The sequence below is a fragment of the Bacillus sp. 7884-1 genome, from assembly GCF_002272245.1.
Lineage (GTDB): Bacteria > Bacillota > Bacilli > Bacillales > Cytobacillaceae > Neobacillus.
Map to the genome: position 1 here is coordinate 1 of NZ_NPDD01000367.1, position 324 is coordinate 324.

The 324-nt window shown below is 52.5% G+C and carries 3 tRNA genes; all 3 read left to right on the forward strand.

From position 1 onward, the window contains the following. The first annotated feature begins 2 nt into the window (after nucleotides 1-2). Nucleotides 3-93: transfer RNA gene (locus tag CHI06_RS29140), tRNA-Ser, on the forward strand. A gap of 7 nt (nucleotides 94-100) precedes the next feature. Continuing rightward, nucleotides 101-172: transfer RNA gene (locus CHI06_RS29145), tRNA-Glu, on the forward strand. A 55-nt stretch (nucleotides 173-227) separates the two neighbouring features. Then, nucleotides 228-304: transfer RNA gene (locus CHI06_RS29150), tRNA-Asp, on the forward strand. Nucleotides 305-324 lie beyond the last annotated feature (20 nt).

The window sequence follows — 324 nt, forward strand, 5'->3', positions numbered from 1 at the left end:
ATGGGGAAGTACTCAAGAGGCTGAAGAGGCGCCCCTGCTAAGGGTGTAGGTCGGGTAACCGGCGCGAGGGTTCAAATCCCTCCTTCTCCGCCATAAAATTGGCCCCTTGGTCAAGTGGTTAAGACACCTCCCTTTCACGGAGGTAACACGGGTTCGAATCCCGTAGGGGTCATCAGGGACGGGAGATGATTTTAACTCATTTCCTGTTTCTTATTTAAAACACATTTGGTCCGGTAGTTCAGTTGGTTAGAATGCCTGCCTGTCACGCAGGAGGTCGCGGGTTCGAGTCCCGTCCGGACCGCCATTTTCTTATGAGATTTGCAC